The following is a 19,518-nucleotide window of genomic DNA, read 5'->3' as shown; positions in this document are numbered from 1 at the left end:
ATTGACACTAGAATAATTAATTTATTATAATTAAAGAGTAAATTAAATAATAATATCTTCGGGGCGGGGTGTAATTCCCCACCGGTGGTTATAGCCCACGAGCTAAGTTTTAGCATGATTCGGTGAAATTCCGAGGCCGACAGTACAGTCTGGATGAAAGAAGGTAAGATTTAGATTCTTTTTTTTGTATAGAATTTTATGCCCTGATATAAATATATGTCAGGGCTTTTTTATATGAAAAAATCTAAGACCTTACCCAAAAGAAGATTAATTTTGGGGGTATGAAAATGACACACACAAACAAAAAAAGAAATACCGGTAAAATGGTAAAAATCTCAATTTTAGTGGCTATGGCCTTTCTTTTAGGCTTTATCCAAATACCAATAATTCCAATAGCACCTTGGCTTAAAGTTGATTTAAGTGATGTTCCAATATTAATAGGAGCTTTTGTTTTTGGCCCAGTAACAGGAATTTTACTTGAATTTCTTAAATGTCTTTTAAGTTTCTTAACAGGTAGCCAATCAGGAGGAGTTGGAGAACTTGCAGACTTTTTAGTTGGATTATCATTAATTTTACCAGCTAGTTTTATTTATTTTAAAAGCAAATCAAAAAAAACTGCTGTTTTAGGTATGTCAATTGGAATAATTTTAATGATAATAGTTGGTATATTAGCTAATGTATATATTTTATTACCTTTATACGGTATGAAGATGGTAGGAGCTAAGCTTACAGAATATATAGTTTGGGGATTAATACCTTTTAACTTAATTAAGGGATTAATAATTAGCGCAATAACTTATGTATTATATAAAAAGCTATCTCATTCATTGTTTAAGGTTGAGTCAGGTCTTACAAAAAAAGAAAATTTAAAAGAAGTTACTAATTAGTACAATTTAATAAAATAAGGTTAAAACAAAAATAATTATTTAAAGATGATTTCTAATATTTATTAGAAGTCATCTTTTTGTTTATAATAGAGAATTAAGAAATATTATAAAATTTAAAAATTATATAATAGGTAATTTTAAGGTTGTTTTATGAAATAGAATAGGATTTAAGTGTATGTCTAATACAAAATATGGTAAAATAAAATTAAGAGAAAAAATAAAGGGGAGAATTATGAATTATTTAGAAAAATATGGTGTTAAGAATTATTTAAAAAGGGCTTTGCCAGGAATCATAATATTATTATTTATCCTTATAGATATACAAAATGAATACAGTAAAAATATTCTTGTAGGAATTTATTTATTTTTCCCACTTATATTTATTATACAAGGATTAATTGTAAATAATAAAAGAGATTTATATTGGGGAATAGGTTTATCAGCCTATAGTATTATTTTTGGTATTTCTTTATTCTATAATATGGGAACAGCAATAATTCCAACAATTATCTATGTAGTTTTAGGTATATTAGCATTTAGATTTAAAAATCATTTTAAACTATTAAGAAAATCAATTTAGTGTACAATAGAAATTAAAAGTTTTATATTGATTAAAAAATTATATTTAATATAAATATATATTTTTAATATAGATTTATTATGAATATAGATGAAAAGAAAATTATAGATAATTTAAATTAAATATTATAAACAAAAATAAAGGTTAGAAAATTTATATAAAAATTTTTATAAGATAAAAATTAAAGGCTCCTATTAGAGTAAACTGTTATTCTAATAGGAGCTTTATAAATTTATTCAAAATCTTCATAGCGATACCACATTATAATTGCATCTTCGCCATCTTTGTAAAATCTCTTTCTTACTCCTTCATCAGTAAAACCAATAGAAGAGTAAAGGTCATATGCTTTAGTATTTGATTTTCTAACTTCTAGTGTAATAATTGAACAATCTAATGTTTTAAGGTGTTCAATCATATCTTCTAAAAGTTTAGTTGCAATTCCTCTGCGTCTATAGTCAGGATGTACAGCAATATTAGTTATTTGACATTCATCATAAACTACCCAAACTCCTGCAAATCCAACTACTTTACCATCTATTTCTTGAATAAAGTATTTTGCTACTTTATTATCTAATTCTTTTCTAAGCTCATCAACACTCCAATAATCTTTTATGCTAACCTCACTGATATATTGGACTTCATCAATGTGCTTTTCTTCCATAAAGATACTATTGTGCTTCACTTTTCATTTGTAGCCTTTGATTTAATTCACGAACTGCTTGTGGTTGTTTTATATAAAGAGGTGAAGAGTTATCATCATCTTTAACACCTTCTTTTAAAAGTTCAAGGCCTATTTCTCCTATAGAAGAAGCTTTTACTACATTTACATGGTTAGATGCAAAGGAGCAATTATTTATGTTTTCAAGTAAAAATTCTTTATGCTTAAAAACTCCATCTCCTGTAAAAATAACATTTTCTCCTTTTTCATTTAAGGAATCTTTAAGTTCTTCAAGAGATAAAGATGTATAATCCATAAGTCTTTCTAGCTTTCCATCTTTAAATTTATAGAAACTAGTGTAAACTGTGTCTCTTAAAGCATCCATTATAGGACATATAATTCCATTAAAAGAAGAAAGAGATAAAGCTAATCCATCAAGAGTAGAAACACTTACATAAGGTTTGTTTAAACCAAAGCTAAGTCCTTTTATAGTTGCCATTCCAATTCTAAGTCCAGTAAAAGAACCTGGTCCTTTAGAAACAACAAAACCATCAATATCATCAATAATTAAGTTTGAATCCTTTAATAATTGTTCTATCATTGGCATTATAAGAACAGAATGTTCACGCTTATTATTTAAAGTATATTCAGATACTACACCTTCATCATTTACAATAGCACAAGTAGCACATTTTGATGATGAATCTACACTTAAAACTAACATTTAAAAATCTCCTTCATTAATTAAGCTAAATTTATATTTTTTACATAATCATATTTTTCTCCATAAGTATTAATAGTAATCTTACGGTAGTTTTCACCTTTAGAAAGATCTTTTTCTATGAAAATATGTATATAATCCTTTGGAAGAATTTCTTCTATATAATTAGCCCATTCAATTATTGATACTCCATCTGAAAAAATGTAATCATCAAATCCAATTGCATAAATTTCATCAGGGTCATTTACTCTATATACATCAAAGTGAAAAAGAGTTAATCTTCCACTGTGGTATTCATTAACAATAGTAAAGGTAGGGCTTGTAATAGGTTCATTTATTTCTAATCCTTCAGCTATACCTTTAGTAATATGTGTTTTACCAGTTCCTAAGTCACCAGTTAGACAAATAATATCTCCAGAATTTAAAGCTTTTCCAAGATTGTAACCAATAGCTTTAGTTTCCTCAATAGAGTTTACTTCAAAAATCATATGTTGTCTCCTTTCTAATTATTTAGTCTTTACCTTTTATTCTATCCAAAAAATAAAAAAAAGAAAAGCTATACTGACTTAGAAAATTCTTTATATTGAAAAAAAGTTTTAGAGAGTGTAAAATAACAATAGACTAAAATTTTACAAAATTTAAAACAAGATCGGTTTAAAATAGATAATTTAATAACTCCGTGGGGGTGAAGATGTGAAAAAGTTAACTTTTATTATGATTATAGTGACAGGAGCTTTTTTTATAGGGCTAGGAGGTTTTTCTAAACCACTTTTAGCAGAGACAGGTGATGTCAATAAAACTAATAGAGGTGTATACTTAAATATAATGGCTTCAACAAAGTCAGAATATTATATGCTAAATTCTTTAACAGATGGAAGGCATAATATTGAATATATGTTTAGCAATGAAAAAGAAAATAAAGATTATAAGCCAACTCAAGACGCAGTTAACAATGTTTCTAATATGAATCTTTTCTTTTATACAGGAAATGGATATGAGCCTTGGGTAAATGACTTTTTAGGTGATTTAAATAAATTAAATGTTGGTGTAGTTGATTTATCAAGAGGAATAAGGTCAAGATACTTTACTGAACAAGGACAAAAAGTAATAAATCCTTACTATTGGACTGGGCCAAATGAATTTGAAATAATGCTGTATAATGCAAAATCAGCTTTACAAGAAAAAGACCCAGCAAATAGAGAATTCTATGAAAAGAATTATAATAAGATGGTAGGTCAAATAAATAAATTAACTAACAACTTTTCAAAAGTAGTTCAAAAGTCAAATAAAAAGATAACTTTCTTGACTAGAAACAAGGATTTTGAATATCTATTATCAGATTTAGGAATTCAATATACTGTTGTAGAAAAAAATGTTTCATTTGATAAATATATAAAAGAGAATAATTTAGATAGAAACAATGTAGTAGTAATAAAAAATTTTGGAAGCAAAGAAGATGCAGAGGGGTTAAGAACAATTTCTCTTCAAAGCTATAATGAAAGTATAAGCTATATGGAGTTATTAAAAAACAATATAAATAGCATATTGAGCTTGTATAAATAAAAAAAGATGTTGACGAGTTTAGATATTTATAATATAATAGTACATGTTCCGAAGGGGTATGGCTCAATTGGTAGAGTAGTGGTCTCCAAAACCATTGGTTGTGGGTTCGAGTCCTACTGCCCCTGCCAAAGCACTTGATTTTTATTAAGTGCTTTTTTTATATTTAAAATTAATAGGAATCATAAAATTAAGATGTTTGAAATTATATTAAAAATAAAGTTAGGATAGTATAATAACTTAAAAGAATAATAATCAACAAAATAAGGTATTTTATTATTTATAAATAAAGATAGATTTAAAAACGTGAAAAAGAATATATAGAAAAGGAATGCCTTAATAAAGACATTCCTTTGTTATTTAAAATGGAAATGGCATTCCAGAATTCATAAATGGTGATAATAAAGCATTAATTCCTGCTGAAGCTATTGCACCTATAATACCTACTATTACAAATGAGAATAGTAATGATATTAAGAAGTAAACAAAAGGTGCTACAACAGAAGTTCCACCATTAGCAGCCAATACTGATTTTTTATCTGAATAGTCACTTAAAGATGAATTAACTTTATTTATATTACCTCTGCAATTGTATAAATACATGCAATTACCGAATACTCCATATAAAGCATGTAGAACGATCATTAATATACATCCAAGGATAGGAGACATAAAAGTTATAGATTCAACAATTCCCATTACAATTATATATACAACAAACCATACATATAATTTTCTGTAAAGTGTCCAGAATGGAGTGAATAGGAATGATGCCCAGTTCCAAGAAGCAAAATTCTCAGTAGTGGAATGCTTTCTAAAAACTTTAGCATAGTAATCTAAGTTTTTAGGACCTATAAATGTGAATAGGTCTTTTTCAGTTATTACATTTTTTTCAGAAGAGAATATTTGAGTAGTTTCTTCTCTGTCTTCATCTGAAGATTCATTTGAATCTTCAAAATGAGAAACTTCAACTTTCTCATTTAATTCTTCGGAAGAAAAATTTTCCGTATTTTTATTATCTTTCATAAGAATCCCTCCTAATAAAATTTTTCTATATAATAACATAATTTGTTTAACTGGCTGTGAATATACGTAGAAAATTATGGATTTTAGTAGATAAACAGATAAAACCTTGAAAAATTGATTAAGTAAAAAATTTTTTTTAAATAAAAATAGAATTAATAAGCATTTAATACAAAAGAAATAATGCTTATAGAGGTTTACTAAAAAATACATTAAGTATTATAATTTTTATATCAATTAAATATAAGGTGATACAAATGAAGGATAGAATAATAAGGCTTACAATTGAATCAGTTCATGTTTTTAGAAATAAAAAAATGGCTATCAAAATTCCAGCAGGAGAAATTTTGATAAGGGAAAGTGAACTAAATTTAGATACAATGTGGAGACTTTTTACAAAGAGTCTTAGTTTTACACTTCCATTAGATAAATTAATGGAAATTGAAAATAAAATAAAAGCTTTTAGAGTTGTTTTTAATAAAAGGGAAGATGTAGCTTTTGCAACCATATCTAATATACAAGAAGATAAGACTAATAGACCTATTATGAAATGTATAAAGGAGTATAGAGATTTAGATAAAAGACTTATAGATTTAAAAGATAAAGGATATGAAATTTGTGGGATTTATTATGCTATAAGTGTATTGATGAAAGAGAAGAATTTAATATCATGATAATAAAAAGGAGGGGATATATTGAATATAAGAGATTTAGAATATTTTGATTGTTTGTGTGAAACAAGAAGCTTTACTAAGGCAGCAGAGAAATTATTTATATCTCAGCCTTCAGTTACATTAGCTATAAATAGATTAGAAAAAGAATTGGGTTCAAAATTAGTAATTAGAAGTCATTCAAATAAAGAAATACAAATAACAGAAAGCGGACATATATTAAGAAAAAGAGCTGAAAATATATTACATGAAATAAATGAAGTAAAACTAGAAATTAAAAAGCTAGATAGTAAAAAAATAAAGCTTGGAATACCTCCTATTATAGGTGCATATTTTTTTCCTAAATTTATTAGTGAATTAATACAAAATGGTTTTATTGAAAATATTGAGTTTGTACAAGCTGGCTCACTAAAAATGAAAGAACTCCTTTTAACGGGACAAATTGATATTGCTTTAATGGGTTCACTAGAACCTATAAATGATGAAGCTATAAAAAGTCATTTATTAAAAAAAGATAATTTTGTTATATGCGTAGGAAAAGATAATCATTTAATTGATAATGAGGTATTAAACTTTTCAAAACTTAAATATGAGCAATTTATAGTTTTGGAAGATGGATATTTACATAACAGTGTTTTAAAGAGATTATTAAAAAGAGATAAGATTGAACCTCAAAAGGTGTATTATGCACATGAAATTCAAACAGCAAAATCATTAATAGCTGCTAATTTAGGAGTGGGAATAATGATTAAGATGGCTGTAGAGAAAATGCAGGATATATCTACAATTGAGTTAGAAAATAAAATAGATTTTTATATATCAATTGCTACTAAAAAAGGGCACTATTCAACTAAAATTGAAAAAGACATAATTAAGATTATAATAGATAAAAATGAAGAATTGGAGAGAGTTTTATAAATGTATATAAGGGGATACATAGAAAGTGATTGTGTTCAATTAGCAAAATTATTTTATGATACAGTACATTTTATTAATAAAAAAGATTATACAAAAAATCAATTAGATGCTTGGGCTTCAGGAAATGTAGATATTGAAAAGTGGAATAAATCATTTTTAGAGCATTATACTTTAGTTGCAATTAAAGATGATATTATTGTTGGTTTTGGGGATATTGATAGCACTGGTTATTTAGATAGGCTTTATGTCCATAAAAATTATCAAGGAGTAGGAATTGCTACTGCTCTTTGTGATAAACTTGAAAAAGCTTTTAATGTAAAGAATATTACAACTTATTCATCTATTACTGCAAAACCTTTTTTTGAGAAACGAGGATATAAAGTAATAAAAGAACAAGAAGTTGAAAGAATGGGAATAAATTTAATTAATTATATTATGGAAAAATAACTAATATATATTAAAATGATTTTCAGCAAAAGGTGAAGATTTATCTAATATAGTGATAAAAATAATTAATAAAAATCTTATCTAATGAGATAAGATTTTTTTGTTGTACTAAATTAATTTATTAAAAGATATTAAAATGATTTAGCATTAATATTTATTAATAATAAATTATTTTTATTTTAGACTTTGATTTAAATATTTATATAAGAAAAAGTGAACAAGTTAATTTGTTCACTTTTTTATTATTATATTTTTTAATTCTTATAATATTAAAATTTAACCCAATAATAAAGCACATAAACCCAGCTCATTAATCCATGTAAAATAGCCCATGGAATAGACTCCCATGCAGTATAAGAAATAACTATTGCTAAACAAGAACCAAAAGAAATTCCTTTCTTAACAGTTGATTTTACAATATTACCTTCGTGTTTTTCACAAGACATTTTCACCCCTCCATTCCCGATAAATATAGATATAACAAGCTTTATTAAAAGATAAACTTTAAATTAATATTTAAAGCTGTCTATAATTAGACTACTTCTTATTAATGATAAGAAAAATAAATAAAAAATATTACTAATATAAATCAATAGAATATATTTCAATAAAATTATTTATTTTCAAAATATTGTATTCAATATATAATTATTATACAAAAGTAAAAAGAGGAGAGAAAGGGGAAGAGAATTTGTTTAAAAATATTAAATTGAGTTATATTCAGTTTACTCTAGTTGGATTATTTTTATTGCATGGAATAATAGCAATTTTTAATAAAGAGGAGCAACTTGTATTTTTTATTTTTGCATCACTTATTTATATATTTTTATTTTCGTTGATTACAACTTATGATTTGAGTAGTATTTTTTTTAAAAAACAAATATCAAAAATTTTATTTTCAACATTTATAGCTATAATTTGTTTTTATATAACAATTTCTATATATTTTTTTATGTTAGGATTATACATAGCTAAAACTTCTTAACAAATATTAATATTTAGATATTATTATGAATAATAATTCAAGTTTTTATATTAAATTATTTTTAGGATTTTTATAAAATTAGTTTAAAAATATTCATTATAGCTCATAAGTAAAACTTATAAGTAAATAAAAAAACTATATTTCAAATTTTATTAGAGAAAAAGTATAATATTCTCATGTAAAGGAAAGACTTTTTTTAAATAAATATTCAAAGCATATACATTGAAGCAAGCAATGTTTGAATGTGTATGCTTTGAATTAATATACAGAAAAAAGTAGGTAGGGGGAATAGTTATGAATTTTTTTGAAGAAAGCTTAAAAATGCATGAAAACAAAAAAGGAAAAATTGAGGTAATTTCAAAGGTTAAAGTTGAATCAAGAGATGATTTAAGTATTGCTTACTCACCAGGAGTTGCAGAGCCTTGTAAAATGATAAAAGAAAATAAAGAAAATGTTTATAAATATACTTCAAAGGGAAATATGGTTGCAGTTGTAACTGATGGTTCAGCTGTATTAGGTCTTGGAAATATAGGACCAGAGGCAGGACTTCCTGTTATGGAAGGAAAGGCTATATTATTTAAAGAATTTGGTGGAGTTGATGCATTCCCAATATGTATTGATTCAAACGATGTAGATACTATAGTAAATACAGTTAAACTTATAGCACCAGGTTTTGGAGGAATAAACTTAGAAGATATTTCAGCTCCAAGATGCTTTGAAATTGAAGAAAGACTTAAAAAAGAATTAGATATTCCAGTATTCCATGATGACCAACATGGTACTGCAATAGTAGTTTTAGCTGGAGTTTTAAATGCTCTTAAATTAGTAAATAAAAATATTGAAGATGTTAAAGTAGTTGTAAATGGTGTTGGAGCAGCAGGAACAGCTATAGCTAAACTATTAATGTCAGCTGGAGTTAAAAACTTAGTTCCATGTGATAAAGTTGGAATCATAACTGAAGATATGGAAGAAATAGATTATGCTAAGAGAGATTTAGCTAGAATAGCTAATCCTAAAAAAATTACAGGAACTTTAAAAGATGCATTAAAAGGTGCTGATATATTTATAGGAGTTTCAGCTCCAGGAATTGTAACAACAGAAATGGTTGAAAAAATGAATAAAGATAGCATTCTTTTTGCAATGGCAAATCCAGTTCCAGAAATAATGCCAGATGAAGCTAAAAAAGGCGGAGCAAGAGTTATAGGAACAGGTAGATCAGATTTACCAAACCAAGTAAATAATGTTTCAGTATTTCCAGGATTATTTAAGGGAGCTTTATCTGTAAGAGCTTCAGAAATAAATGAAGAAATGAAAATAGCAGCAGCTATGGCAATAGCAAATTCAATTGATGAGAAAGATTTAAATGATGAAAATATTATTCCATCATCATTAGATAAAACTATTGCAATTAAAGTAGCAGATGCAGTAGCAGAAGCAGCTAGAAAAACTGGCGTTGCTAGAATATAAATTAAAAATTTAATAAAAATAAAGGTTAATAAATATGAAAAGTCTAGATAAAAACGTTTTTATCTAGGCTTTTTTTTATGTTAAAAGAAATTTTTTTTTGAAAGATGAAAATTATAACTTAAGTTATAATTTTTCACCTTTAAATCTTATTTCCATAGTATTCCTAAATTCAATAGAAGCCCTAAAATAGAACAAATAATTATTATAAAGATAAGATTAATCTTTTTAGAGAATAACATTATTCCGGCAACTATTGTAATGACTATTTCTTTCCAATCTTTATAAGCAGATATACTAAGATTAATAAAAGCACTTATTATTAATGCTATTAATGCTGGCTTCATTCCAACAAGAGCTGCGTTCCAAAGCTTAGAATTTTTTACTTTTGAAAAAGCAAAATAAGCTATTGTAACTAAGATTATTGGAGCTGTAGCTAAACCTGCTATTGCTACGATTCCTCCTAAGATTCCCGCAAGCTTAAAACCAATAAAGGCAGTAAGGTTACAAGAAACTGCTCCAGGGGAAATTTGTACAAGACCTATATATGACGTAAATTGTGAGCTAGTAACCCAGTGGTTATTAGTTACTACTACTTTTTTTATATATGGAAGCATTGCATAGCCGCCTCCAAATGCAAGAGCACCTATCTTAAGAAATCCAAAATATAATCTTAAAAATATCATTTTTTAGGCACCTCTCTTTTAAATATTCCAAAAACTATAATTCCGTATAATGCAGATACAATTACTATGAATGCTGGGTTTACATGAAACACTTCAAGAGCAATAAGTGCAATAAGAGCAACTATTCCATTATGAAGAGTTTTAGGTAACTTCTTGCTAAAATTAAATACTGCCATAAGAACAATCATTGGAACTACGGCATCAATTCCATCAAGAATGTATCTAACATAGATATTGTGTTCGAAATTCATAAAGAAATTTGCAAGGATAAAAATCATAATAAATGGTGGTAAAAGTGCTCCTAAAAGACATGCAAAAGCACCAATAACTCCACCTAATCTGTATCCAACAAACAATGAGGAACTCATTGCTAGTGGACCTGGGAAGGTTTGACAAAGCCCTATAAGCTCCATATATTCATCATCATCTAAAAGTTTTTGTTTATTAACAATTTCGTCTTGTATAACTCCTATCATGGCATAACCACCACCGTGAGTAATCATAGCTACTTTAAAGAATGTAAGAAAAAGCTTAAAGATTTTTTTCATTTCTTTCACTTCCTATAATTATTTAAAGTACAGGTTTATGATAACACAGAAACTAAGATTTTAACCTCTTTTAAAATAATATTAAAAAAAAGATAATAACTAGGATAAAAAGGTGAAAACAGGATAAACTAATAATTATGTGTATATTCATAAAATTAAAACATCTTAATATAAAAATAAATTAGTTTTATATAAGAAAAGTTATAAATAATGTAAAAAATAATTTAAAAGAAGAAAAAATAAATTTGTTTTTATAATATAATTAAATAAATAAAGGAGGATAGAAAAATGATAGAAATTAAAAATATTACTAGAAAATATAAAATGGGAAAAGAAACAGTAATAGCTTTAGATAATGTATCTTTAAAAATTGAAGATGGAGAGTTTTTAGCAATTGTTGGACCTTCAGGTTCTGGAAAAACTACATTAATGCATATTGTTGGTGGATTAGATACTCCAACTGGTGGAGAAGTTCTTTTTGATGGAAAAGATATTTCAAAATATAAAGATAAGGAAATGTCTAAGTTTAGAAATTCTCATATTGGATTTGTATTCCAAGCATTTAACTTAGAAAATACTCAAACAGCTTTAGAAAATGTAATGATGCCTTTAATTTTTGCTGGAATGGGTAAAAAGGAAAGAAGAGAAAAAGCTTTAAAAGCATTAGAGCAAGTAGAACTTGGACATTTAGCTAATCATAGACCAAGTGAAATGTCAGGAGGACAAAGACAAAGAGTTTCAATAGCAAGGGCTTTAGTTAATAATCCTAAAATAATATTTGCTGATGAACCTACAGGAAATTTAGATTCTAAAACAGGAAATAATATTATGGAATTATTTTACAAGCTAAATGATAAAGGCTATACAATAATCATGGTAACTCACAATATGGAAGAAGCAGAAAAGGCTAAGAGAGTTATTAAAATAAAAGATGGAAATCTTATTAGTGATGAAAGAAATGAGGGATTAGCTAATGAAGCTTAGTGATAATATATCTATGGCATTTAAAGACCTAAATAGAAGAAAAAAGAGAACTATATTAACTTCATTTGGAATAACTTTAGGTGCTATATTAATCATATTAATGGTTTCATTAGGACTTCTTTTAAATCAATTTTTAGTTAGTACAGTTAATAGTGGAAGTAACACTAAAACAATAACAATAAATGCTGTTAAGGCTAATGCAGAAATGCCAAAAGACCCTAAACAAGCAATTCAAGATATGCCAGATTGGATGAAAAAGAATTTTAAAAGAATTGATAATGAAGCAGTTGAAAAAATGTCAAAAATAAATGGAGTTGAAGGAGTTAAAGCTTATATAGGAGCTCAGGTTGCTGAAATTATAAGAGATGGAAAAACTTATTATGGGACATTTGGTATTAAGGGATATAACTTAAATTATGATATATATTTTAATAGTGATGTTCAAAATGCAGAATCAACTTCAAAAGATATAAACTTTAAACCTATAATTGCAGGAAAAACTCTTAAAAAGGGAGAAAACAATGAAGTTTTAGTAGGTCAAAGTCTTTTAGAGGATTTAGGAATAAATAATCCTAATGACATAGTTGGAAAAGATATAACAATAAATATAAATAATATTAATGGAACTATTGTAAAACCTTTAAAAGTTAAGTTAAAAGTAGTTGGAGTTATGAGTAAGTATATGCCAGATGGTAATAAGCTAGTTATGAATACAGAAGATGTAGAAAAGATAGCTGGATTTATGCAATATACTAATAAATTCTTTAAAGATTATGGTTATAATGGTGTAACTATTGAAGGAAAAAATATAAATGATTTAAATAGTATAGTAGATAATATTAAAAATATTGGATATTTTGCTCAATCAACTAGTGATAAAACAGCAGAAATAAATAATAGTTTTAATAACATAACTTTTGTTCTTTCAATATTAGGTGTAATAGTAATTATTGTTGCTGGTATTGGTATAGTTAATACTATGATAATGGCTGTTCATGAAAGAAAGAAAAGTATTGGAATAATGAAAGCAGTTGGTGCAAGTAGTTCTGAAATAAGAATGATATTTATAGTACAATCAGGTGTTATAGGATTTGTTGGTGGAGTTCTTGGAGCTATAATAAGCTGTATTTTATTTAGAATAATAAGTGGAGCTATTATAGATGGGCTTATTAAAAATGGTACTTCAGTACAATTAATGAAATTTGCTCCTTGGTGGATTGTATTAGCAACTATATTATTCTCTGTAATTGTATCTGTAATTGCAGGAATTTATCCTTCTAGTAAAGCTTCTAAATTAGACCCAATAGAAGCATTAAGGGAATAGGAGGGGTTAATTATGAAAAAAGTAGATGGAATAAATATAGGAATTCAAGATGTTAGAAAAAGAAAGACAAGAAGTATTCTTACAGGAATAGCCATAGCAGTTGGATGTATGTTACTTGTAGCAATGCAAGGAATGGGAGATACTATAAATAAAACAGCAACTAGTTTTATAGAAAGCTTTGGAGATATGAGCCAAGTTATGGTTTTACCACAAAAATATGATAAAAATAATAACTTTGCACTTCAATTCCAAGAGCAATCAAATAATGGAATGCAACTATTACCTTATACTCAAAATGTTCAGCTTAACCCAAAAGAAAAAAGTAATGAGAAAAAGATAACAAATGACACTTTAAAGAGTTTAAGCAAAATAGAAGGGGTTAAAAATGTAGTTGCTTATGAGGCTAGTCGTGCATCAGAAGTAAAAATAAATGGTGTTAATAAAAATGGTGAATCTGTTGTAGTTTTAGGATATGATTCAAATTATAAATACACAGACCAAGTAAAAGTAATAGCAGGAAAAGATTTAACAGGAAATCAAAATGATGTTTTAGTTAAAAAAGAATATTTAGAGCAAATGGGAGTAAAAGATTTTAATTCTGTAATAGGAAAGAAAATAACTTTAATACTTTCAATGCCAAGTATAGATGAAATTACTATGCCTTCAAAGAAAATAGAAAAAACTATTGAAGGTGTATATGAAAATAAAAATTCTTATTATCCTGGAAGTATAATGGGACTTGAAAGTATGACAAATGAAATGCAAGCTTATTATTCAGGAAAAAATGTTAAAGATGTTACTCCAAACTATTCTATGGTAACTTTAAATACAACTGCTAAAAAATATATAAATCCTATTATGAAGGATATAAATAACAATTTAGGATATACAACTTTTAACTTAGGTGAAGTTGTAGGGCTTGCAAGTATATTTACTAGCTTTGTAGGTGGAGTTTTAGATATTGGTGCAATAATTGTAATAATAGTTGCAAGTGTTGGACTTATAAACACTATGACTATGACAATTCAAGAAAAGAAAAAATGGATTGGAATTATGAGAAGTATTGGAGCTAAAAAAGGAAATATAGTAACAATATTCTTAGCACAAGCAATATTTATAGGAATACTTGGAGGAATAGTAGGTTGTATATTAGCAGTTATAGGAATATGGCTTGTTAATATATATCTAAGCAGTTCAGGAAAGGATTTTCATATAATTCTTACTTGGGCAAACTTATGGCTTGGCTTTATTGTAACTGTGGTTGTATCAACAATTGCAGGAATAATTCCAGCTATAAAGGCAGCTAAATTAAATGTTATTGAAATAATAAATGAAGAATAAGAAGAAAGAGAGTGTACCGAAGTTTTGGTACACTCTTTTTATTTTATAAAAATATTATATACAAAATTTTACTTTTTAGATGTTATAATATTTAAGGGGTGGTTAAATGTACAAAATTTTGATAGTTGATGATGATTTGATAATTAGTAGAGAGATAAAAAAAGCCTTAGATAATTGGGGATATGAATCTAAAATTACTGAAGATTTTAAAAATGTTTTAAATGAATTTATAGAATTTAAGGCAGATATAGTTTTATTAGACATAGGATTACCTTTTTTTAATGGATATCATTGGTGCAGAGAAATAAGAAAAATATCTAAAGTGCCAATAATATTTATTTCTTCTATGAATGATAGCATGAATATAATAATGGCTATGAACATGGAGGGAGATGACTTTATAGTAAAGCCTTTTGATATAAATGTTTTAGTAGCTAAAATTCAAGCACTTATTAGAAGAAGCTATGAATTTAGAGGAAATACTAATATTTTAGAAAATAAAAATGTAATTTTAAATATTGAAGAGTGTAGTATTACATATAAAGAAAATAAATTAGAGCTAACTAAAAATGAATTTAAGATTATACAGATATTATTTGAAAATGCAGGAAAGGTAATTTCAAGAGAAGATATTATGATTAAATTGTGGGATAGTGATAGTTTTATTGATGATAATACATTAACTGTAAATATAGCTAGGCTTAGAAAAAAGCTACAAGGTTTAGAGATAAATAATTTAATAAAAACAAAAAAGGGTATGGGATATATGGTGGAATAAATGATTAAAAATTATATACAAGATAAATTCTTAGAAGGAATTATTATCTTAATTGTAACAGTTATATTTTCAATTGTTTTATTTTTATATGATATTAATTTAGAACCTATATTATATGCTATTGGATTAGTAATATTATTTTTAGTTATAATTTCTTATATTGATTTTAAAAGATATAAAAATAAACATAATGAATTAAAATTTATAGAAGAAAATCTTGAATTAAAAAATATAGAAGCAAAACAAACTTTAATTGATAGAGATTACTTAGCCATAATTGAAAAGTTATATAGAGAAAATACAAAATTAAAGACGAAATTAGATTTAAATAAAAGTGAAATGATAGATTATTACACTCTTTGGGTACATCAAATTAAAAATCCAATAGCAGGGATAAATCTCATACTTCAAAATTCTAATTCAGAAGAGAAAGGGGATTTATTAGAAGAAATATTTAGGGTTGAAGAATATGTTGGAATGGTTTTAGGATATTTGAGATTTGTGGATGGAGAATCAGATTTAATAATTAAGGAAGAAAGTTTAGATAAAATACTTAAAAATTCAATTAAAAAATATTCTAAATTATTTATAAGAAAAAAATTAATTTTAGAATATAAAGAATGTGATTTAAAGATAATAACTGATGAAAAATGGCTTTCTTTTGGAATAGAACAAATACTATCTAATAGCATTAAATACACAAAGAAGGGGAAGATAAGTATTTATGTTAAGGATAATACTATATACATTAGAGATACTGGTATAGGGATAAAGGAAGAGGATTTACCGAGAATATTCCAAAAAGGCTTTACAGGTTACAATGGCAGAATGGACAAGAAGTCTACTGGAATAGGTTTATATTTATCTAAAAATATATTTGAAAAGTTAGGATATAAATTAGAAGTTGAATCTAAAGAAAATGTAGGAACTACGGTAAAAATAAAATTAAATATGGATATTATGTTGGACTATTAAGATATGTTATAAAATCGAAAGTTTTTGCTGATGAATCAGATTTATCAAAAGAATTGAACTATTAAAATATATTATAAAATGTAAAGGCAAAAGAGAAGATTATAAAAGTTTATAGGGTAAAATTTGAAATTTTAAGATATATTACAAAAGTGTAAGGTTAAAAGATAGTATGTAAGCTAGAGTTATGGTTTAAGGATTATAGATTTTTTATAATTAACTCATAAAGAAGATTAAGGAGGAGATTATGAGTTTATTAAGGGTAAATAATTTGAAAAAAATATATTCTTCAAGGTTTGGAGGGAACAAAGTTAAAGCTTTAAATAATATAACATTTTCAGTAGAAGAGGGAGAATATGTTGCTATAATGGGGGAATCTGGGTCTGGTAAAACAACTCTTTTAAATATTTTGGCAACATTAGATAAGCAAACGAGTGGAGAAATATATTTAAATGAAGAGAATATATTAAAGGTTAAAGAAAGTAAGCTTTCAGAGTTTAGACGTAATAATTTAGGATTTGTATTTCAAGATTTTAATCTTTTAGATACTTTTTCAGTAAAAGATAATATTTTTCTTCCATTAGTTTTAAGTAAAATTGATTATAAAGAAATGGAAAAAAGAATAAAGCCTTTAGCTAAAAGGTTAAATATAGAAAATTTATTAGAAAAATATCCTTATGAAATTTCAGGGGGACAAAAACAGAGAACTGCTGTATGTAGAGCTTTAATAACAAGACCAAAGCTTATATTAGCAGATGAGCCAACAGGAGCATTAGATTCTAAATCATCAGAGCAATTACTTAATATATTTTCTGATATAAATAATTCAGGACAAACTATATTAATGGTTACTCATAGTGCAAGAGCTGCAAGTACAGCAAAGAGAGTTTTGTTTATAAAAGATGGAGAAGTATTTCATCAAATATATAAAGGAAATATGAGAGATGATGAAATGTATGAAAAGATTTTAGATACTTTGACAGTTCTTCATAGAGGTGGTGAATAAAATGTTTTATTTTAACCTTGCAAAAAATAATATAAAGAAGAACAGTAGAGTATATAGTCCATATTTAATTATTACAAGTTTTATTGTTTTAGTGGCTTATATTATGCAATCTGTTAGAAATAATAGTGGCATAGATAGTTTAGTTGGAAGTGTAAATATAAAAAACATGTTAGCTTTTGGAAATTTAGTTACAGCAATTTTTTCAGTAATATTTTTATTTTATATTAATAGTTTCATCATGAAGAAAAGAAAAACAGAGCTTGGGTTATACAATGTTTTAGGCTTAGATAAAAAGCATATAATAAAAATTATATTTTTAGAAAGAGTTATAACTAGTTTTATTACTATAATTGGTGGATTAATACTAGGGATTGCAATGGATAAAATTCTTTATTTAGTATTTTTAAAACTTATAGGAGAAGGAGTAAAACTAGGGTTTGATATATCAGGTAAAGCAATATTTTATACAGTAAGTTTATTTTTAGTTTTAAATATAATTTTATTTTTATGGGATAGCTTTGAAATAATAAGAGCAAAAACAATTTCTTTATTACAAAGTAAAAATGTTGGGGAAAAAGAACCTAAGATTAAAAAGCTCTCTCTTTTTTTAGGAGTAATATGCTTAGTTGGAGGATACTTCTTAGCATTTAATGTAGATAATCCTGTGTATGCTATAAACATGTTTTTTATAGCAGTTATTTTAGTAATGATAGGAACTTATAATTTATTTCTTTGGGGAAGTATATTTATATTAAAAATGCTTAAAAGAAATAAAAAAATATATTATAAAACAAATAATTTTATTTCAATATCAACTATGATTTATAGAATGAAGAAAAATGCTGTTGGACTTGCCAATATATGTATTTTAAGTACAGCTGTAATAATAATTTTATCATCTACACTTTCTCTTTATGTAGGAAGTGAGAGTTATTTTAATAAAAGATATAGTAGTGATATAGAGGTATATGCAAGAGAAACTAATTTAGAAACAGTTAAAAAAATAGATGAAATCATAGATAAAGCTGATGTAGATAAGAGCTCTATATTCAATTATAAATATCAAAATAATATGTATATACGAGAAGGAAATAGATTTAATAACCAAAATAAAGAAACCAGTAATCTATCAATTGATAATGGTTCAATTATAGTAAAAATTCCTTTAAGTGACTATAATAAATTTGAAAATAAGAATATAACATTAAATAAAAACGAAGCTTTAATTTTTAGTGATGGAGAAAAATTTCCTTATAAATATATAGAAATTAACGGAGAAAAATATGATGTAAAACCTCTAGAAAATGCAGGAAAGTTTTATGATAGGGATTTAGAAATAGATATAGTCCCAACTTATATATTAATAGTAAATGATAATGATTTAAGTGATAAATTTAGTTATATCTATAACTTTGATGTTGCTAATAAAGACAATATATTAAGTGAAAGTAACTTTATAAAAAGTCAGTTAAAAAAAGATAAAATAAATGTATTAGTAGATAATGTTATAATGGCTAAAAAAGATTTTGATAGTTTATATGGAAGCTTTTTATTTATAGGATTACTTTTAGGGTCAGTATTCCTTTTTGCTACAATTTTAATTATTTATTATAAGCAATTAAGTGAGGGATATGAAGATAAAGAAAGATTTAATATAATGAAAAAAGTAGGAATGGAAGATGAGGAAATTAGAAAAATTATAAAGAAACAAGTTTCAATAGTATTTTTATCACCAGTTGTACTTGCTAGTATTCATTTATTCTTTGCATATCCTATGATTAAAAAAATATTATATACTTTAAACCTAAGACAAGATAGTGTTTTTATTTTAATGACAATAGGAACAGTTGTAATATTTTTAATAGTATATTCTATAGTTTATAATTTAACATCTAAAATTTATTATAAGATAGTAAAATAATTAGGCTATAACTAAGTAGAATTTAAAAATATAAGCTTATTTTT

Annotated in this window: 21 protein-coding genes, 1 tRNA gene and 1 riboswitch; of the genes, 15 read left to right on the top strand and 7 right to left on the bottom strand. The window is 25.7% G+C overall.

Translation table 11 applies throughout. The features are described from left to right. Positions 1–50 precede the first annotated feature (50 nt). Positions 51–169, top strand: a riboswitch (FMN riboswitch). Between the two features lie 118 nt (positions 170–287). Together HMPREF1092_RS10395 and HMPREF1092_RS10390 are read left to right on the top strand one after the other, a co-directional pair. After that, positions 288–887: an ECF transporter S component gene (locus HMPREF1092_RS10395; RefSeq protein WP_002598635.1), complete on the top strand. Its 600-nt coding sequence runs from the start codon at positions 288–290 to the stop codon at positions 885–887. 232 nt (positions 888–1,119) lie between these two features. After that, positions 1,120–1,467: a hypothetical protein gene (locus tag HMPREF1092_RS10390; RefSeq protein WP_144054937.1), complete on the top strand. Its 348-nt coding sequence runs from the start codon at positions 1,120–1,122 to the stop codon at positions 1,465–1,467. 232 nt (positions 1,468–1,699) lie between these two features. Here HMPREF1092_RS10390 and rimI read toward each other — a convergent pair whose 3' ends face one another. Genes rimI through tsaE form a run of 3 tightly spaced genes read right to left on the bottom strand, consistent with a single transcriptional unit; the run spans position 1,700 to position 3,334 of the window. Next, entirely contained in the window at positions 1,700–2,128 is a 429-nt protein-coding gene (gene rimI / locus HMPREF1092_RS10385; RefSeq protein WP_002598633.1) for a ribosomal protein S18-alanine N-acetyltransferase, read from the bottom strand. 7 nt (positions 2,129–2,135) lie between these two features. After that, on the bottom strand, positions 2,136–2,849 hold the full coding sequence (gene tsaB, locus HMPREF1092_RS10380) for a tRNA (adenosine(37)-N6)-threonylcarbamoyltransferase complex dimerization subunit type 1 TsaB (RefSeq protein WP_002598632.1): 714 nt from the start codon (positions 2,847–2,849) through the stop codon (positions 2,136–2,138). A gap of 20 nt (positions 2,850–2,869) precedes the next feature. Then, positions 2,870–3,334 carry a tRNA (adenosine(37)-N6)-threonylcarbamoyltransferase complex ATPase subunit type 1 TsaE gene (gene tsaE, locus HMPREF1092_RS10375; protein ID WP_002598631.1) on the bottom strand — a complete coding sequence of 155 codons (465 nt, stop codon included), beginning with the start codon at positions 3,332–3,334 and terminating at the stop codon, positions 2,870–2,872. 205 nt (positions 3,335–3,539) lie between these two features. Here tsaE and HMPREF1092_RS10370 point away from each other — a divergent pair, with 205 nt between their 5' ends. Both HMPREF1092_RS10370 and HMPREF1092_RS10365 read left to right on the top strand, forming a co-directional pair. After that, on the top strand, positions 3,540–4,409 hold the full coding sequence (locus tag HMPREF1092_RS10370) for a metal ABC transporter substrate-binding protein (RefSeq protein WP_002598630.1): 870 nt from the start codon (positions 3,540–3,542) through the stop codon (positions 4,407–4,409). Positions 4,410–4,461: 52 nt separating this feature from the next. Then, positions 4,462–4,537 (top strand) — tRNA-Trp (locus tag HMPREF1092_RS10365). 229 nt (positions 4,538–4,766) lie between these two features. Here the strand turns inward: HMPREF1092_RS10365 and HMPREF1092_RS10360 are convergent. Beyond that, positions 4,767–5,432 (bottom strand): DUF2628 domain-containing protein, encoded by a 666-nt coding sequence (locus HMPREF1092_RS10360; protein ID WP_002598629.1) that lies wholly within the window; start codon positions 5,430–5,432, stop codon positions 4,767–4,769. Between the two features lie 254 nt (positions 5,433–5,686). Between HMPREF1092_RS10360 and HMPREF1092_RS10355 the strand changes: the two genes are divergently transcribed. The 3 genes from HMPREF1092_RS10355 to HMPREF1092_RS10345 are packed head-to-tail and all read left to right on the top strand — an operon-like array spanning position 5,687 to position 7,465. Continuing rightward, entirely contained in the window at positions 5,687–6,103 is a 417-nt protein-coding gene (locus tag HMPREF1092_RS10355; RefSeq protein ID WP_002598628.1) for a hypothetical protein, read from the top strand. A 21-nt stretch (positions 6,104–6,124) separates the two neighbouring features. Continuing rightward, positions 6,125–7,018 (top strand): LysR family transcriptional regulator, encoded by an 894-nt coding sequence (locus HMPREF1092_RS10350; protein ID WP_002598627.1) that lies wholly within the window; start codon positions 6,125–6,127, stop codon positions 7,016–7,018. After that, on the top strand, positions 7,019–7,465 hold the full coding sequence (locus HMPREF1092_RS10345; RefSeq protein WP_002598626.1) for a GNAT family N-acetyltransferase: 447 nt from the start codon (positions 7,019–7,021) through the stop codon (positions 7,463–7,465). Between the two features lie 269 nt (positions 7,466–7,734). Here HMPREF1092_RS10345 and HMPREF1092_RS16980 read toward each other — a convergent pair whose 3' ends face one another. Continuing rightward, the gene (locus HMPREF1092_RS16980) at positions 7,735–7,911 is read right to left on the bottom strand and encodes a hypothetical protein (protein ID WP_002598625.1); all 177 of its coding nucleotides are present in this window, start codon (positions 7,909–7,911) and stop codon (positions 7,735–7,737) included. A gap of 833 nt (positions 7,912–8,744) precedes the next feature. Here HMPREF1092_RS16980 and HMPREF1092_RS10335 point away from each other — a divergent pair. Further along, a complete protein-coding gene (locus tag HMPREF1092_RS10335; protein WP_002598624.1) occupies positions 8,745–9,917 on the top strand; it encodes an NAD(P)-dependent malic enzyme in 1,173 nt (390 codons plus the stop codon). 146 nt (positions 9,918–10,063) lie between these two features. Here HMPREF1092_RS10335 and HMPREF1092_RS10330 read toward each other — a convergent pair whose 3' ends face one another. Both HMPREF1092_RS10330 and HMPREF1092_RS10325 read right to left on the bottom strand, forming a co-directional pair. Then, positions 10,064–10,600 (bottom strand): chromate transporter, encoded by a 537-nt coding sequence (locus HMPREF1092_RS10330; protein ID WP_002598623.1) that lies wholly within the window; start codon positions 10,598–10,600, stop codon positions 10,064–10,066. Beyond that, the gene (locus tag HMPREF1092_RS10325; RefSeq protein ID WP_002598622.1) at positions 10,597–11,148 is read right to left on the bottom strand and encodes a chromate transporter; all 552 of its coding nucleotides are present in this window, start codon (positions 11,146–11,148) and stop codon (positions 10,597–10,599) included. The genes HMPREF1092_RS10330 and HMPREF1092_RS10325 overlap by 4 nt, the downstream gene beginning before the upstream one ends. Before the next feature lie 288 nt (positions 11,149–11,436). Here HMPREF1092_RS10325 and HMPREF1092_RS10320 point away from each other — a divergent pair, with 288 nt between their 5' ends. The 7 genes from HMPREF1092_RS10320 to HMPREF1092_RS10290 all read left to right on the top strand — a co-directional run bounded on the left by HMPREF1092_RS10320 (position 11,437) and on the right by HMPREF1092_RS10290 (position 19,474). Continuing rightward, complete coding sequence (locus HMPREF1092_RS10320) at positions 11,437–12,132, top strand: ABC transporter ATP-binding protein (protein ID WP_002598621.1); 696 nt, start codon at positions 11,437–11,439, stop codon at positions 12,130–12,132. Then, the gene (locus HMPREF1092_RS10315) at positions 12,122–13,456 is read left to right on the top strand and encodes an ABC transporter permease (RefSeq protein WP_002598620.1); all 1,335 of its coding nucleotides are present in this window, start codon (positions 12,122–12,124) and stop codon (positions 13,454–13,456) included. Before HMPREF1092_RS10320 ends, HMPREF1092_RS10315 begins: the two co-directional genes overlap by 11 nt. 12 nt (positions 13,457–13,468) lie before the next feature. After that, positions 13,469–14,797 (top strand): ABC transporter permease, encoded by a 1,329-nt coding sequence (locus HMPREF1092_RS10310; RefSeq protein WP_002598619.1) that lies wholly within the window; start codon positions 13,469–13,471, stop codon positions 14,795–14,797. Between the two features lie 106 nt (positions 14,798–14,903). After that, a complete protein-coding gene (locus HMPREF1092_RS10305) occupies positions 14,904–15,575 on the top strand; it encodes a response regulator transcription factor (protein ID WP_002598618.1) in 672 nt (223 codons plus the stop codon). Next, positions 15,576–16,550 (top strand): sensor histidine kinase, encoded by a 975-nt coding sequence (locus HMPREF1092_RS10300; RefSeq protein WP_002598617.1) that lies wholly within the window; start codon positions 15,576–15,578, stop codon positions 16,548–16,550. 244 nt (positions 16,551–16,794) lie between these two features. Further along, positions 16,795–17,553 (top strand): ABC transporter ATP-binding protein, encoded by a 759-nt coding sequence (locus HMPREF1092_RS10295; protein ID WP_002598616.1) that lies wholly within the window; start codon positions 16,795–16,797, stop codon positions 17,551–17,553. 1 nt (position 17,554) lies between these two features. Continuing rightward, on the top strand, positions 17,555–19,474 hold the full coding sequence (locus HMPREF1092_RS10290) for an ABC transporter permease (protein WP_002598615.1): 1,920 nt from the start codon (positions 17,555–17,557) through the stop codon (positions 19,472–19,474). Positions 19,475–19,518 lie beyond the last annotated feature (44 nt).

Origin of the sequence: Clostridium thermobutyricum (assembly GCF_000371465.1) — a bacterium.
GTDB classification, from domain to species: Bacteria; Bacillota; Clostridia; order Clostridiales; family Clostridiaceae; genus Clostridium; species Clostridium thermobutyricum.
Note: the sequence above shows the minus strand (reverse complement) of the source record. Positions and strands in the feature narration are given on the sequence as shown.

Bases quoted from the DNA above. Each gene is read 5' to 3' on its own strand.
- HMPREF1092_RS10290 (WP_002598615.1), top strand. From the start codon at position 17,555: ATGTTTTATTTTAACCTTGCAAAAAATAATATAAAGAAGAACAGTAGA.
- HMPREF1092_RS10360 (WP_002598629.1), bottom strand. From the start codon at position 5,432: ATGAAAGATAATAAAAATACGGAAAATTTTTCTTCCGAAGAATTAAAT.
- HMPREF1092_RS10295 (WP_002598616.1), top strand. From the start codon at position 16,795: ATGAGTTTATTAAGGGTAAATAATTTGAAAAAAATATATTCTTCAAGG.
- HMPREF1092_RS10395 (WP_002598635.1), top strand. From the start codon at position 288: ATGACACACACAAACAAAAAAAGAAATACCGGTAAAATGGTAAAAATC.
- HMPREF1092_RS10355 (WP_002598628.1), top strand. From the start codon at position 5,687: ATGAAGGATAGAATAATAAGGCTTACAATTGAATCAGTTCATGTTTTT.
- tsaB (WP_002598632.1), bottom strand. From the start codon at position 2,849: ATGTTAGTTTTAAGTGTAGATTCATCATCAAAATGTGCTACTTGTGCT.
- HMPREF1092_RS10310 (WP_002598619.1), top strand. From the start codon at position 13,469: ATGAAAAAAGTAGATGGAATAAATATAGGAATTCAAGATGTTAGAAAA.
- HMPREF1092_RS10300 (WP_002598617.1), top strand. From the start codon at position 15,576: ATGATTAAAAATTATATACAAGATAAATTCTTAGAAGGAATTATTATC.
- HMPREF1092_RS10315 (WP_002598620.1), top strand. From the start codon at position 12,122: ATGAAGCTTAGTGATAATATATCTATGGCATTTAAAGACCTAAATAGA.
- HMPREF1092_RS10325 (WP_002598622.1), bottom strand. From the start codon at position 11,148: ATGAAAAAAATCTTTAAGCTTTTTCTTACATTCTTTAAAGTAGCTATG.
- rimI (WP_002598633.1), bottom strand. From the start codon at position 2,128: ATGGAAGAAAAGCACATTGATGAAGTCCAATATATCAGTGAGGTTAGC.
- tsaE (WP_002598631.1), bottom strand. From the start codon at position 3,334: ATGATTTTTGAAGTAAACTCTATTGAGGAAACTAAAGCTATTGGTTAC.
- HMPREF1092_RS10320 (WP_002598621.1), top strand. From the start codon at position 11,437: ATGATAGAAATTAAAAATATTACTAGAAAATATAAAATGGGAAAAGAA.
- HMPREF1092_RS10305 (WP_002598618.1), top strand. From the start codon at position 14,904: ATGTACAAAATTTTGATAGTTGATGATGATTTGATAATTAGTAGAGAG.
- HMPREF1092_RS10335 (WP_002598624.1), top strand. From the start codon at position 8,745: ATGAATTTTTTTGAAGAAAGCTTAAAAATGCATGAAAACAAAAAAGGA.
- HMPREF1092_RS10390 (WP_144054937.1), top strand. From the start codon at position 1,120: ATGAATTATTTAGAAAAATATGGTGTTAAGAATTATTTAAAAAGGGCT.
- HMPREF1092_RS10345 (WP_002598626.1), top strand. From the start codon at position 7,019: ATGTATATAAGGGGATACATAGAAAGTGATTGTGTTCAATTAGCAAAA.
- HMPREF1092_RS10330 (WP_002598623.1), bottom strand. From the start codon at position 10,600: ATGATATTTTTAAGATTATATTTTGGATTTCTTAAGATAGGTGCTCTT.
- HMPREF1092_RS16980 (WP_002598625.1), bottom strand. From the start codon at position 7,911: ATGTCTTGTGAAAAACACGAAGGTAATATTGTAAAATCAACTGTTAAG.